Below are 14,654 nucleotides of genomic sequence, written 5' to 3' on the forward strand. Positions count from 1 at the left end.
TGCATCGCCACATGATCGCTGTCCTGAAGGCTGAAACCCCTTTACATGGACACCGTGATGAAACTCAATAAACTGGCCCTGCTCCTCGCAACGATGGCCCTGGGCACCGCTTCCTCGGCAAGCTTTGCCGCCAATGATGGCGGCGAAATCACCTTCAAGGGCTCGATCATCGAAGCCCCTTGCTCGATCACCGCCGAAAGCGCGAATCAGACCGTGCAAATGGACAAGATCACGAAGTCCGCACTGAAGGATGGCGGCAAGTCCGCGCCGAAGACCTTCCAGATCCGCCTGACCGAATGCGACCTGACCGATGCCAAGAAAAACGTCACCGCCACGTTCAGCGGCCAGACGTCGGTTCCTCAGCCCGACCTGCTGGCGTTCACCAGCGGCGCGGCTTCCGGCGCCAGCCTGGCTATCGCGGATAGCCACGGCAACCTGATCAAGGCCAACACCCCGTCCCCGGCCTCGAAGCTGATCTACACGGAAAACGTACTGCAGTTCCAGGCCTATCTGCAAGGCGACGGCCAAACCGGCGGCACCGTCGTTCCGGGCGACTTCACCACGTCCGCGACCTTCACCCTGAATTACCAGTAAGTCCCTCAGGGATCCAACTGCCCGAAGCGCGCGAGGTTTGCGCGCGTCGGGCTCCTTTTTGGAGAACTGGGGGAAACAGCCGATGCATCGGTTCAAGTCTGCTTCACGCCCTGGCCTGCTGATTCTGTTCATTGCCCTGAACGCCTGCATGGCAGGCACGGCCAGCGCGCATGCACTGACGGCGAAGGTCAGCCTGAACGGCGCCATTGTGAGCTCGCCATGCTCGCTACAGGTGGAGTCCAAGGATCAAACCGTCAGCATGGCGCCCGCCGCCATCAGCGGGCTGATAAGTGGCGTAGCCACCCTACAACAACCATTCAAAGTTCAACTGCTTAATTGCAGCCCCCCACGTACCCATTCCGGCGACCTCGGCAGCAACACGTTCACCCTGATATTCGAAGGCACCGGAGACCACCAAGGGTTCTTGCCCCGAGGGTCGGCCAAAGGCATCGCGATTCGAATCAAAGACAGCCGCGGCAAACAAGTGGTGCCCGGCGTCCCCGTGCAACAGCGCTTGCCGTCATCCGGCGACTTGGCATTGCTCTACGCGCTTAGCTTGACCGGCACGGGCGCCGCGCTTCAAGCGGGCGATTACCAGATCACCATCCGGCTCCGGATGAACTACTTCTGAGCCGCCACATTTTTGTTGAGACGCTAAAGGACGCCGTTCACGTGATTCGCCTCAGGGTGCTGAACATAGTTGTTTTGATGCTGATTGCCTGCTCCGCTGAAGCTGCCGAGGAACTCGAATTCAACACGGACGTCCTGGACATCAAGGACAGGCAGAACATTGACCTGAGCGTCTTCGCGCGGGCGAACTACATCATGCCGGGCACGTACAACCTGACCCTGCACGTCAATCAGAATCAGCTGAACGACCTTGATGTCTCGTTCTTGGCGCCTGCCGACGATCCGAAGGGTAGCGCGGCCTGCCTGTCTCCGGAGCTGGTGGCCCAACTGGGCCTGCGCGCAAGCTCAGAGCGAAAGCTGACCTGGTGGAACGGCGGCAAGTGCCTGGATCCCGATAGCGTTGCCGGCATGACGGTGCGCGCCGATCTCGGCACCTCGGGGCTGTACGTGGTCATCCCGCAAGCCGCACTTGAGTACAGCGCCCCAAACTGGGATCCACCGTCGCGCTGGGATGAAGGCATTCCCGGCGTATTGCTGGACTACAACTTGAACGCGCAATCCACGCGACGCACTCGCGGCGAGGGCAACTCCACACGCCTAAGCGGCTATGGCACGCTGGGCATGAACCTGGGCGCCTGGCGCATGCGTGCCGACTGGCAAGCGCAGGCAGACCGTATCACCGGACAAACGCGCCGCCAGAGTTTCGACTGGAGCCGCTTTTACGCCATGCGAGCCGTTCCCTCGATGCGCTCGAGCCTGATTGTGGGCGAAGACTACCTGAACTCCAATCTGTTCGGCAGCTTCCGATACACAGGCGCCAGCCTGACCAGTGACGACAGCATGCTGCCGCCAAACTTGCGCGGCTACGCACCCGAAATTTCGGGCGTTGCCCGCAGCAACGCGCGCGTCATCGTGCGGCAGCTGGGCCGCGTGCTCTACGACACCCAAGTACCTCCCGGCCCTTTCCGCATCCAGGACTTGAACGACGCGGTCAGCGGCAAACTGGACGTGCGCGTGGAAGAACAAGACGGCACCAGCCAGCAATTTCAGGTCGATACCGCCAACATCCCCTACCTGACCCGTCCCGGCTCGGTGCGGTTTCAATTCGCGGGGGGCAAGCCTTCCGAATGGAACCACCGCATGAACGGTCCAGCCTTCGGGTCCGGCGAGTTCTCCTGGGGCGTCAGCAACGGCTGGTCGCTTTACGGGGGTGGCCTGGGCGCGAAGGACTATGCCGCGGTTGCCGTCGGCGTGGGCCGCGACCTGATGGCGTTCGGCGCGCTGTCCGTTGACGTCACGCAATCGCGCGCCGTGTTGCCGGGCCGCCGCATCCTTTCCGGGAAGTCCTACCGCGCCAGCTATTCCAAGCGCTTCGAGGAATTCGATAGTCAAGTCACGTTCGCCGGCTACCGGTTTTCGCAGCGGGACTTCATGACCATGAACGAGTTTATCGACGCCCGCCACGGCGGCACGCCGGTGAACCAGAGCAAGGCCATGTATACCGCCACGGTAAGCAAGCAGTTCCGTGGCGCGAATACCAGCGTCTATGCCAACCTCAACCATCAGACCTACTGGAACAGCCGGTCAAGCAACCGCTATAGCCTGTCGGCATCACGCTATTTCGACTTGGGCCGCCTGAAGAACTTGAGCCTGTCGGTCACGGGCTACCAGACGCAAGCCGACGGTGCGTCGGATCGTGGCGCGTATCTGTCGTTGAGCATTCCGTTGGGCAACAGCGCATCCGTCAGCTACAGCGCGTCGGTGGACCGCCGCAACGCCACGCACAACGTGAGCTACTACGACCGCCTGGACGAACGCAACAACTACATGATCAGTGCAGGCGCGGGCGGCGGCGGCAAGGCCAGCGGTTATCTGACGCACGAAGGCACGCTGGCGCAGGTCGTGGCCAGTGTCAGCCATGAATCGGGCGCCTACAGCTCGGGCGGCTTGTCCATGCAGGGCGGCGCCACGCTTACCGCCAAGGGTGCCGCGCTGCACCGGACGTCCGTCGCAGGCGGCACCCGCCTGATGATCGACACCAACGGTGTCGCCGGCGTGCCGGTGCGTGGCTACGGCATGACAACGAAGTCGAACCTGTTCGGCACCGCCGTGATCACCGACGTCAACAGCTACTACCGCAACCAGGCCAGCATCGACCTCGACGCGCTTGCCGATGACGTCGAAGCGACCCAATCGGTGGTGCAGGCGACGCTGACCGAAGGCGCCATTGGCTACCGCTCCCTGGACTTGATTTCCGGAGTAAAGGCCATGACGACCATCCAGCTGAGCGACGGCGCGCATCCTCCCTTTGGCGTGACCGTGCGCAATAGCCGCAACCAGGCCACGGGCATCGTCGGCGATGACGGGGTTGTCTACCTGAGCGGCATGAAACCCGGCGAGACCATGACGCTGCAATGGAACGGCAAGCCGCAATGCTCGTTTGACATTCCCAAAACGGATGCAGCCGGGTCGCCTGAACGGTTCCTCTGCCACCCCACGCCGTAAGGCCTGGCGCCCGAACCCTCCCGAAACGAAACACGCAACATTCAACCAGCCCCAACTACCATGACCCCTCTCATCTTGAAAAAATTCGCGTCCACCGCCCTGCTCTGCCTGTTCGCCTCGCAGCCTGCCTTGGCGGCGGTGTCCCTGGACAGGACACGCATCGTCTTTCCTGGCCAGGATAAATCCGTCAGTTTGAACATCAGCAATCAGAACGATCGATTGCCCTATCTGGCACAAGCCTGGATCGAGAACGACAAGGATGAAAAGACCACCGGTCCACTGGTCGTGCTGCCTCCGCTGCAACGGCTTGAGCCCGGCGCCAGGAGCCAGGTGAAGATCCAGGCATTGCCCGCTGCCAAGCAATTGCCTCAAGACCGGGAAAGCCTCTTCTATTTCAATCTACGCGAAGTGCCGCCCCGCAGCGATCAGGCCAATAGCTTGCAGATCGCGCTGCAGACGCGGGTCAAGCTTTTTTATCGCCCCGAGGCATTGGACATTCCGTCCGGATCGTCGGCAGCCCTCTGGCAAGAACGCATCCGCCTGACGCGTGAGGGTGACCGGTACACCGTCGACAACCCTACCCCCTACTACCTGACACTGATCGACGCCTCAAAGAACGCGAGCGGATCATCAATCGCAAACTTTGAACCGCTGATGATCGCGCCGTACTCGCAAGCCCCGCTGGGCATCGGGGCCGGCAGCCTCGGCAACGCCCCCGTGCTGACCTACATCAATGACTATGGTGGCCGGCCCAAGCTGGAATTCCGCTGCACCGGGCAGGAGTGCACGGCAAAGCAAATCAGCAACTGATCGCGCCCCTAACGCTGCCAGGCCTTTCCATGACCACAAACTCCCGTCGTACAACAAATGCCCGCGCCGGCTTGCACGCCGCGCTGCTCTGTGTGGCCGCCGCCATCTCAAGCGCGGCCGTCGCCACGGAGTTCGGTAACGCCGATGACTTCAACGCCCAGTTCCATGTAATTGGCTCCCTATTGGAAAGCGCCTGCCATCTGGACATGAGGTCGGCCTACCAGGAAGTCGCGCTAGGCGAAATCAGCACCGCGGACCTGCCACAGCCTGGCGACCAAGGCGTGTCTGTCGCGGTGCAGCTGAAGCTGCGCGGCTGCGTCCGAACCGAGGGCGGCAGGCGCGAGGCAAACGGTGGGGCGCTGGCCTGGAGCCGCGCTGAACCCGTGGTCGGCATCACCTTCCGGGCACAAACGGACCCCGACACGCCCGAACTGGTGGGTGTGCTCGGCGCATCGGGATTTGGCTTGCGTTTAAGCGACGCCAGTCGGCGGCGCATTGCCGTGGGCCAGCAAACGCGCGCCTGGTTCGTTGCGCCCGGAGATTCCACACTGACCTACTACATCACCCCGGAACGCACGGCCGCGGCCCTGCAGCCCGGCCACTTTCAAGCCTATATCAATCTCTTCCTGACTTATGACTAAGCGCCTGCTCCATAAGCCCGCATATCTACGGCTGCCTGGCTTGGCGGTCGCCTTGGTTTTTGCCGCGTCCGTGCCCGCCCAGACCCGCATCTCGATCAAGGGAAAGATCTTTGCGGCCATTCCCTGCGTCGTGACCGGTAATCAAGGCAGCATGATCGACGTCCCGTTTGGCGAAGTCCTGACGACACGGGTTGATGGCGCTTACCTGACCAAGGACATTCCTTACGGCCTGGATTGCCGCAACGCCTCGACGAATTCACTGCGCATGCAGATTACCGGCAATATCGCCCGCTTCGGCGACGGACAGTTTTTGGGCATCGCGTCCAATCCCCATTTGGCGATCGCGCTGAAAAATGGCAATACGCCGATCGCGCCAAAGAAGTGGTTCGATTTCGACAGCAACGTGCCTCCGTTATTGCGGGCGGTGCTGGTGAAAGACCCCGCAGGCGACATCGAGGCCGGCCACTTCAACGTCGGAGCCACTCTGGTGGTGGAATATCGATGAACCTCTCCCGCGACAGACATTCGCTTACCGCCCTGGCGCTGTTCGCCCTGCTTGCGGCCAGCCCGTTGCCGGCTGCCGCCGAAGAAAACATGCGATTCACCGGAACGCTGATCACGCCGGGATGCACCGTCAGCGACAAAGGCGGGCGCATCAATGTGGCATTCAAGACCAACCTGGGTATTGAAAAGATCAATGGCGAGAACTATCGGCAGACCATCCCCTACCAGATCGACTGTCCGGGCAGTGCCCCGTGGCGGATGAAGATGACGCTGATTGCGCCCGAAACGAAATTCGATCCTCCCGCCGTGCAGACGTCCATCGATGACCTGGGCATTCAGATATGGTTGAACGGCGAGGCGTTGGCGCTTAATCGCCCCAAGACCGTCGAGATGACCGACCGGAACCGCCCCCCCCTCCTGGAGGCAGTGCCCGTGAAGAGGCTTGGATCGCGCTTGCCTGAAGAGAGCTTCGAGGCGACGGCGCTGCTGATCGCTGAACTTTACTAGGAGGCCACGAATGAGGATCCTCACCATAGCGGCGGCGTTCCTGGCGGCAATGGCAGCAGGCACAGCGTCGGCACAATCTGCCGGGTCGAACAATATGTCCTTTTCCGGGCGCTTGGTGGCCGAGCCCTGCACCTTGGACCCCGCCGACGCGATGCGCGAGCTGAATTTCCGCGGCGTCACGACAAGCGAGATCTATGCCAAAGGCCGCAGCGCCGGCCGCCCGATCACGCTCCATTTGCAGAACTGCGATATCGGCGAAGGCCGAACGCGCGTCAACGTGACATTGACCGGACACCCCAGTTCCCTATTGCCGGGGCATCTGAACCTGAATGCCGGCGGCGCCGTCGGCGTGGCAATCGGCTTGGAGACCAGCCACGGCATTGCGCTGCCGTTGAATCAAGCCAATCCCATCGGGACGCTTACCGCCGGCGGCAACGACATTGTCATCAATGCATTCTTGCGGGGTGAACCGGCAGCGCTGGCCAACAGGACGATCCACCAGGGCGCCATCAACGCCACCGTGACATTCGCGTTCAGCTATGACTGAACGGCATTCGCGTTCGAGACCTGTTCCATGAAGAACCTTAGCGTGCTGGTGTTGGAAGATCACCCGTTTCAGCGATTGATGGTGGTCACCGCCCTGCGATCTGCCATCACGGGAAGGATCTACGAAGCATCCGAAGGCGGCGAAGCCTTGTCGCTGCTAAAGGCCTGCGGTGGCGTGGACATCGCTATCTGCGACTTGCAGATGGCAGGCAAGGACGGGCTGGAGTTCCTGCGAGAATCCGGCAACGCCCGGCTGGTGCATTCCGTCATTCTCAACAGCGCGTTGGACCCGGCGCTGTGCCAGGCTTCGGCTGCCATGATCGAATGCCTGGACCTGAATTTTCTGGGCGAACTTGCCAGACCGCTGGACATCAATGGCCTGACCGCGTTGCTGGCGACGTTCCAGCGCACCCGTCGACGGGCGCCTGCCGCTCCGGTTGAACCGCCTCCCGCAAGTGAGGTGCGGCAAGGGTTGGCGCGCGGCGAATTCAAGGCGTACTACCAGCCCAAGGTCAGTATCAATGGCGAATCCCTGGTAGAGGCGGAGGTGCTGGCGCGCTGGCATCACCCGCAACACGGCGTGCTGCCCCCGTCGCATTTCCTTCCCGCGATGCAAACCCACGGCCTGATGGAACCGCTGTTCTGGCGCATGCTGGATCAAGGACTGGAACTTCAGGCCCAGCAGAAACGCACCCACCCACCGGCCACACTCGCCTTCAATCTGCACCCGTCCCAACTTGCCTCGCGGCTGTTGACCTCGGGCATCGAGCACGCGCTGGCCCAACGCCAGTTATCGGCAAGCGACATTACCCTGGAAGTCACCGAAGACGGCCTGGAGAGCACGCCCGCCGCCACGCTGGAAAACCTGGTGCGGTTGCGCGTCATGGGTTGCGGCCTGGCCATGGACGACTTCGGCGCGGGCTATTCGTCCCTGGACCGCCTATGCGCCTTTCCCTTTAGCCAGATCAAGCTGGACGCCAGCTTCGTGCGCCGGCTGAAAATCCAGCCGCGCACCGCCGCGGTGATCCGAGGCGTTGCCAGCATGGCCGAGGCCTTGGGTTTGGACTTGGTGGTGGAAGGCGTGGAAACGCTGGAACAGCGAACGCAGCTACAGCAGCTGGGATGCAAGATCGCCCAGGGATATCTGTACGCCCGCCCGATGGACCAGGCGCAGTTCCTGGGATATTGCCAGACGCACCCGCCTGGCGCGTTGCACTGACCGCACTAGCTGCGTTCGCTGCCCCGCAGCCTGATCAATGCTTGCTCCAATTGACGCAAAGACGATTGAAGACCGTCGACTGCGCGCGCCAATGCCCCATCATTGGCGCGCCCGGCGCCGCATGCGTGCTCGAGCTCGCTGCACGCCTGGACCACGCCTTGCGCCCGGATCACATTCGCCGCCCCCTTGATACGGTGGGCGATTTCCGCAATCTGACCGACCCGCCCCGTCGACGCGTAAGCCTCCAACCGCTGCGCATCTTCGCGGTTGGCGCGCACCAACTCGTCGAGCAGCAGCCATTGCTGATCGAGATTGCCGCCCGACACCTCCTGCAAAGGCCGCAAATCGAATAAGGGCGCGTCGGCCTGGGCGTCAAGAGGATCGCGGCTTTCCGGGACGATGCCCGTAAGGCGTGCCGCCAGCGCATCCAGACCGACCGGCTTGATCAGGCATTCATCCATGCCGGCCTGCACGCAGCGTGCGATCTCTTCCGGTTGGGCGTCCGCCGTCACGCCGATGATCAGGGCCCGATCTTCGCCACGTTCCTGTTCCCCCTGCCTGACGGCCCTGGCCAGTTCCGCACCACTCATGCCTGGCATGCGGAAATCAGTGAAAATCACGTCGAACGGATGCGTCGCGCATCGGGCCAAGGCCGCGATGCCGTCCGGCGCCTCTTGCACATCGTGGCCCAGGAAGGTCAGCTGCTGCGTCAATATGCGCCGGCTGACCGCATGGTCGTCCACTACGAGGATCTGCAAGACGCGTTCGCTTCCCGGCGGTGCCAGCGCCGGTTTTGGCGCCGCCATCACCGGGTCGAGGACCTGCAAGCGCAGCTCCGCCAAGACCGTCGTGCCGCGCCCCGGAACGCTCGACAAGGTCAAACGCCCGCCCATCATTTCGCACAATGAGCGGCTGATGACGAGACCCAGTCCCGTCCCGCCGGCGCCCCGCTCGCCCCCGTCAACCTGGACGAACGGCCGGAACAGGCGTTGCTGGTCTTCGTCGGAAATCCCGACCCCGGTGTCCTCGACGACGACGCTGACCTGCAGGAGCGACGTTTCCGCTTGCACGGCCTGCACACGCACCCTGACGAATCCCGAGTCCGTGTAGTTGATCGCGTTGCCAACCAGATTGGACAGGATCTGCTTGAACCGCAGCGCGTCGATCAGCACGTCGGCCTGGGCCTCGGCATCGATCTCCAGCAACAGGTTCAGGCCCTTCTGGCGCGCCAACCCTTCGAATACCCGCGCCACGGATTCCACCTGTTCGCGCAAATTGGCGCGCCCGGGCGTGAGGCTCAGGCGTCCGGATTCGATCCGGACGATATCCAGGATGTCGCCGATCAGCGCAAGCAGGCTTTGTGCCGAGGCGAAAGCGATCTCGATGCTGTGGCGGTCGATGGGCTTGGCGTCGGCGCGCTTGAGCGCAAGCTCCAACGTGCCGATGATGGCGTTCATCGGCGTGCGTATCTCGTGGCTCATCGTGGCCAGGAAGGTCGTCTTGGCCCGGCTGGCCGCCAGCGCCTGGTCCTTTGCGGCTTCGATCTCCTGGATCAGATGGCGATGCTCGGTAATGTCGATCCACCCGCAGATCACGCCACCGTTCACGCCGGCGGAATCCTGGAAAGGCTGGATCCAGTGCTGAATCCAGATCTCTTTGCCATGCAGGCGGACGGCATGCACGCCGGTCGTGCTTCGGTTGGTCTTCAACGCTTCGAGATAGCTCGCGTGAAAGCGTTCGGCGGCTTCGAATGCGTCGCTGGGCATTTCCAGCGCGGTCTTGCCCAACACGTCTTCGGCAGTCAGCCCGGCGCTGTCCAGGTAGCTTCGGTTGCACGCCAGCATGCGCCCTTCGGTGTCGCGCACGTAAATCGGCGGCGGCATGCTGTCCATCAGCGTCCTGACGAATTGCAACTGGTCTTTCAGCAGCTTCTTGGCGTGCTCCTTGGCGCGGACGGTCCGTCTTAGCGAGACCGCCCAGGCCAATGCGATCAGCAAGAGCAAGGCCGCGGCCGCAATGACTTCGGCGATGATGACGGCGTAGTCGCGCCAGGTCTCGCCCGCCATGCCGGGGATTGCTTTCCAACGGTTGTTGAATGCGTTGATCTGATAGGGCGTCAGCACGGCAAGCGTCTTGTCCAGGATCGATTGCAGTTCCGGATCGCTGCGACGCACGGCGAAGCTGATGCCGACAGGCGCAAGGTCCAGCATATCGCTCACGACCAGACGGTCGCCGAACAAGCGGCCGTTGTAGTAACGCGCTGACGGCAGCGCCATGACGGCGGCGTCTGCTTCGTCGGTGTCGACCTTGTGCAGGGCGTCCAACGAGGAGCCGACGCGGGTAATCGTGGCCTGGGAATAACGCTCGGCGACAAACCCGCTTGCGAAATGCCCCTCGGCAATGGCGATGCGGCGCGGATCCGGCGGCACGCCCGCGTCGCGTGCGCCGCGCCTCATGACCAGCACCAGCGGATCCAGGGAGATCGGTTTGGTGAAGCGCAGGGACTGTTCCCGCTCGGACGTGACGGTCATGATGCCGACGTCGGCCCCATGTTGCTGGATCAGGTCGATCTGGGCGGGAAAACTGCCCCGGCGGCTGACCACATCGAACGTCAGCCCTGTCTGGAAGGACACCATTTCAAGCACGTCGGACGCCAGACCCGAGAAATGGCCGTTGACGTTGAAGAACGCGATCGGCGCCAGATCGTCGTTGATCACCAGACGCAATCGGGGATGCTGCGCGATCCAGCGCAGCTCGTCTGGCGTGAGGGGAATGTTTCGGCTATCGGGGATAAAACCGCTTCCCGCCCAACTGCGGGTGATCTCCGGCAAAGCGCCACCGATCGCCACGATGGCCTCGTTGATCACCTGCCGCAGGCGCGCATCGTCGGCGTTCAACGCGTAACGATACTGCGTGGACATATCCGTGAAACGATCGAACCGGACATAGCCGTAAAAGGCGCCGTTGATCCGGTGATAGGCCGTCAGCACGCCTCCCAGATAGGCGTCGCTGTGGCCAAAACCCAGCGCCGCGATGGCTTGATCGTCGGTCCCGTACTCCACGACCTTGGCGTCGGGATAGCGCCGGGAGGCTTCAGCCGCCGTTGCGGCGCCCGCGACCGCAACGGTGATGCCGCGCAAATCCGCGCGGAATTGCCGGGTTTCGCTCGTGCGGCGGAACAACGCGATCTTGTCGGTCACATAGGGCGTGCTGGGCAGAAAGCCGGCTGCGGCAGCGGGCTCCAGGTCTCCAGCCAGCAGGTCGATCTTCTTGTCGGCCAGCGCGGCCAGTGCAGCCTTGTCGTCCGGAAACGCCACCAGCCGGACGCTCAAGCCAAGCAGTTGCGCCACCAGCGAGGTCACGTCGGCGTTGATACCCTTGTAGGTGCCGTCGCGGTAAACCATTTCGAAGGGCGCTTGCGCCTTGTCGACGACGCCCAGCACCAATTCGCGCTTTTCGCGCAACCAGACCCAATCGCTTTCGGAAATTGCAGGGGTGACATGCTGCCAATGCACTTGGCTTTGCAGCGTCAGCAGGGAAAGGCCTGGCGGCTCGGCGGCCCTTGCCGGCAACAAGGCGGCCACCATCGATAGCAGGCTCACGAGCAGGAGTCGCCGCAAGCTCGAGTCCCGGATGACAAACTGCCTCATGGGCAATCCCATTGTTCGAATGCAATGCGGAGGGGGAACAGCGCCGCCGTCCCCGTGCCGACTTACGAGCGTCCGCCCAGACTGCCTCCGCCGTCCACGCCCAGTACCTGGCCGGTGATGAAACCCGCATCATCCGACAGCAGGAAAGCGATGGCGGCGGCAACTTCGGCCGGCGTGCCCAGCCGCTTCATGGGCACCGATGCCAGCGCGCGCTTTTCGCCGTCGCTGCCCGCCGGACGCGTGGCGCGGAACATTTCGGTTTCGATCGGGCCTGGCGCGACCGCGTTGGCGGTGACGCCGTATTCGGCCAGTTCCAATGCCCAGGTGCGGGTGCAACCGACCAGCGCGTTCTTGGCGGCGGAATAGGCCGTGCGGTCCAGGCCGCCGTAGATGGCGCGGCTGACCACGTTGACGATGCGGCCGGCGCGGCGCACTTTCATGGACTCAACGAAAGCCTGCGTCACTTGCACCGCGACGCGGACGTTCAAATCCAGCACGTTGTACAGCGTGGCAAGGTCGATCTCGCCCAACGGCTGCGGAGACGCGATGCCGACATTATTGACCACGGCGTCGACGGGGAATTTTTCGCGGATTTCCCGCAGGACTTCTTCAGTGCGCCCGGCGTCGGCCAGGTCACAGGCATACAGATATCCCGGGAAGTCGACGTCGGTGGTGTTGCGCGCAATGCCGACCACGTGACAGCCCATGTCGGACAGCCGCTGCGTAAGCGCCCAGCCGATGCCTTTCGTGGCGCCCGTAATGAGCACGCATTTGTCCTTCATGGGTGGAAACCTCGCAGTCTGTTTTCTGGGTCAAAAACGGGCGCTTGAGCGCCCGGTGTTCCAAGTAGACACCATCCGGCGTCGGCTGTCTTGTAAATTGCGTAGCAATTCTTGCACGCCGGACACTCCCGAACGGCAGCCGTCTTGCCTGGCGGGCGGGCGGAAAACCCGCGCGATCAGGCGTCGCGGGTGACCGGGACGCGCGGCGCCAAGGCGCAGAGAAGCTCGTAGCCGATCGTGCCGGCGGCTTGGGCCACTTCGTCGACGGACGGGCCATCTTCGCCCCAAAGCACCGCGGGCGCGCCGACGCCCGCCGCCGGGATGGGGTCCAGGTCGACGATCAGCATGTCCATGGAGACGCGGCCAACCAATTGGGTACGGATGCCCGCCACGACGACCGGGGTGCCCGTGGTGGCGTGGCGCGGATAGCCGTCGGCATAGCCGCAGGCCACGATGCCGATGCGCATGGCGCGTTCGGCGCGGAAGATGGCGCCGTAGCCGACGGAATCGCCCGCCTTGAGCTCTTGCACCGCGATGATCTCGGAACTGAGCGACATGGCCGGCTTCAGGCCGAACGACGCGGCGTCGGCGTCGGCGAACGGCGAGGCGCCGTACAGGCAGATGCCCGGACGCACCCAATGGGTCTGCGTCGGCGACCCGATGGCGATGTCGGCGAAACGCAGCGTGGCCGCGGAGTTGCAGACGCTGATCGTGCCCGGCAGCTTATGCGTCACCGAATTAAATACGGCCAATTGCTCGTTCACCCCCTGGGGGCCGTCGGCGCAGGCGAAATGGGTCATTTTTCCGATCGAGCCTACCGTGCCCTGCTGTTGCAGCAGCATGGCGCGTTCATGCGCGGCGGGATAGGCGGCGGGGCTGAAGCCCAGCCGGTTCATGCCACTGTTCAGCTTCAGCATGATGTCCACCCGGCGCGCGAAGCGCGCGCGGGCCAGCATGTCGAGTTGTTCGCGATTGTGAACCGTGGTGCTGAGGTGATAGCGATCGATCAGGTCGAGGTCCGACGGATTGAAGAAGCCTTCAAGCAGCAGGATGGGCCCGCCCCAGCCAGCCTCGCGACAGCGCACGGCTTCATCCAGGTCCAGCATCGCCAGGCCCTGCGCCTTGGAAAACCCCGTTACCGCTTGCTCGATGCCATGCCCGTAGGCGTTGGCCTTGATGACCGCCCAGATGGAGGGCGGCAGGCCGGAGGCGGCCGCGGCGGTCTGTTCAAGGTGGCGGCGCACGGCGGCAAGATTGTGCGCAAGGGCAGAAACGGAGACGGTGGCTGAAATTGGGCGCGGCATGATGTGAGATCCTGTGGCGCTTAAGTCTAACTGATCACGCCCCCGCCGGCACGGCATCGTGCCTTGGCGAAACGACTACTCTAAAATGATGCGGACACGGTCCCCGGGGACCCCGCCCGAGCTGCTTATTATGTCTATCGATCACTACGAGAACTTTCCCGTCGCCTCGGTGCTGCTGCCGCGCCGGCTGCGTGGCGCCGTGACCGATATCTACCGGTTCGCCCGCGCCGCGGACGATATCGCCGATGAAGGCAGTGCCACCGACGACGAACGCCTGGCCCAGTTGGCGGCGTTCCGCACGGAACTGCACCGCATTGGCGCCGAACCCGGCACGGCGCCCCCGCCCGGCCTGCCGCCACTGGCCGACATCTTCACGCCACTGGCCCGGACCATCGCCCGGCACCAGTTGCCGATCACGCCGTTCTTCGACTTGCTGTCCGCCTTCGAGCAGGACATCACCGTCAAACGCTATGAAGACTACGCCACGCTGGCCGACTACTGCACGCGCTCGGCCAATCCGGTCGGCCGGCTGATGCTGCATTTGTTCGACGCCACCACCCCTCAGGACACGGCCGAAAGCGACGCCATCTGTTCGGGACTGCAACTGGTGAACTTCTGGCAGGATGTGCGGGTGGATTGGCACAAGCATCGCGTCTACCTGCCGCAGGAAGACCTGCGCCGCCATGGCATCTCTGAAGATGACCTGGCCGCCTGCCGGCTGACGCCGGCCTGGCGCGAACTGATGGCCTTCCAGGTCGAACGCACGCGGGCGCTGCTACACTTCGGCGCTCCGCTGGCGCGCCGCCTGCCGGGCCGCATCGGCCTGGAGTTGCGCCTGGTGGTGCAAGGCGGGCTGCGCGTGCTGGAGCGTATCGAGGCGAGCGGCTACGATGTATTCATGAATCGCCCCGAATTGGGCGCCAAAGACTGGGCCATCATGCTGTGGCGCTCTATCAAGTAAC

At 63.3% G+C, this 14,654-nt stretch carries 13 protein-coding genes; 10 read left to right on the forward strand and 3 right to left on the reverse strand.

Features of this window, described 5'->3' with window-relative positions; genetic code table 11:
* The first annotated feature begins 57 nt into the window (after positions 1 to 57).
* From CQ050_RS08410 to CQ050_RS08450, 9 genes are all read left to right on the forward strand, one after another.
* Entirely contained in the window at positions 58 to 594 is a 537-nt protein-coding gene (locus CQ050_RS08410; RefSeq protein WP_105556605.1) for a fimbrial protein, read from the forward strand.
* A gap of 82 nt (positions 595 to 676) precedes the next feature.
* Positions 677 to 1,225, forward strand: a complete 549-nt coding sequence (locus CQ050_RS08415; RefSeq protein ID WP_105556365.1) for a fimbrial protein — start codon at positions 677 to 679, stop codon at positions 1,223 to 1,225.
* 41 nt (positions 1,226 to 1,266) lie between these two features.
* Positions 1,267 to 3,729 carry an outer membrane usher protein gene (locus CQ050_RS08420; protein WP_255410165.1) on the forward strand — a complete coding sequence of 821 codons (2,463 nt, stop codon included), beginning with the start codon at positions 1,267 to 1,269 and terminating at the stop codon, positions 3,727 to 3,729.
* A gap of 75 nt (positions 3,730 to 3,804) precedes the next feature.
* Positions 3,805 to 4,539, forward strand: coding sequence for a fimbria/pilus periplasmic chaperone (locus CQ050_RS08425; protein ID WP_233213898.1), 735 nt, complete (start codon positions 3,805 to 3,807; stop codon positions 4,537 to 4,539).
* 29 nt (positions 4,540 to 4,568) lie between these two features.
* Complete coding sequence (locus CQ050_RS08430) at positions 4,569 to 5,180, forward strand: fimbrial protein (protein WP_105556368.1); 612 nt, start codon at positions 4,569 to 4,571, stop codon at positions 5,178 to 5,180.
* Positions 5,173 to 5,685 (forward strand): fimbrial protein, encoded by a 513-nt coding sequence (locus CQ050_RS08435; RefSeq protein ID WP_105556369.1) that lies wholly within the window; start codon positions 5,173 to 5,175, stop codon positions 5,683 to 5,685. Before CQ050_RS08430 ends, CQ050_RS08435 begins: the two co-directional genes overlap by 8 nt.
* Positions 5,682 to 6,191, forward strand: a complete 510-nt coding sequence (locus CQ050_RS08440) for a fimbrial protein (protein WP_105556370.1) — start codon at positions 5,682 to 5,684, stop codon at positions 6,189 to 6,191. Before CQ050_RS08435 ends, CQ050_RS08440 begins: the two co-directional genes overlap by 4 nt.
* Before the next feature lie 10 nt (positions 6,192 to 6,201).
* Complete coding sequence (locus tag CQ050_RS08445) at positions 6,202 to 6,738, forward strand: fimbrial protein (protein ID WP_105556371.1); 537 nt, start codon at positions 6,202 to 6,204, stop codon at positions 6,736 to 6,738.
* Positions 6,739 to 6,765: 27 nt separating this feature from the next.
* Positions 6,766 to 7,956, forward strand: coding sequence for an EAL domain-containing protein (locus CQ050_RS08450; RefSeq protein ID WP_105556372.1), 1,191 nt, complete (start codon positions 6,766 to 6,768; stop codon positions 7,954 to 7,956).
* 5 nt (positions 7,957 to 7,961) lie between these two features.
* Here CQ050_RS08450 and CQ050_RS08455 read toward each other — a convergent pair whose 3' ends face one another.
* The 3 genes from CQ050_RS08455 to alr form a co-directional block, all read right to left on the reverse strand.
* Entirely contained in the window at positions 7,962 to 11,558 is a 3,597-nt protein-coding gene (locus tag CQ050_RS08455) for a transporter substrate-binding domain-containing protein (RefSeq protein ID WP_199196764.1), read from the reverse strand.
* A 110-nt stretch (positions 11,559 to 11,668) separates the two neighbouring features.
* Positions 11,669 to 12,388 carry an SDR family oxidoreductase gene (locus tag CQ050_RS08460; RefSeq protein WP_105556374.1) on the reverse strand — a complete coding sequence of 240 codons (720 nt, stop codon included), beginning with the start codon at positions 12,386 to 12,388 and terminating at the stop codon, positions 11,669 to 11,671.
* Between the two features lie 176 nt (positions 12,389 to 12,564).
* Positions 12,565 to 13,692 (reverse strand): alanine racemase, encoded by a 1,128-nt coding sequence (gene alr, locus CQ050_RS08465; RefSeq protein ID WP_105556375.1) that lies wholly within the window; start codon positions 13,690 to 13,692, stop codon positions 12,565 to 12,567.
* Between the two features lie 130 nt (positions 13,693 to 13,822).
* Between alr and hpnC the strand changes: the two genes are divergently transcribed.
* Positions 13,823 to 14,653 (forward strand): squalene synthase HpnC, encoded by an 831-nt coding sequence (gene hpnC / locus CQ050_RS08470; protein WP_105556376.1) that lies wholly within the window; start codon positions 13,823 to 13,825, stop codon positions 14,651 to 14,653.
* Position 14,654: the final 1 nt, after the last annotated feature.

The sequence above is a fragment of the Achromobacter sp. MYb9 genome (genome assembly GCF_002975275.1).
GTDB lineage: Bacteria > Pseudomonadota > Gammaproteobacteria > Burkholderiales > Burkholderiaceae_B > Achromobacter.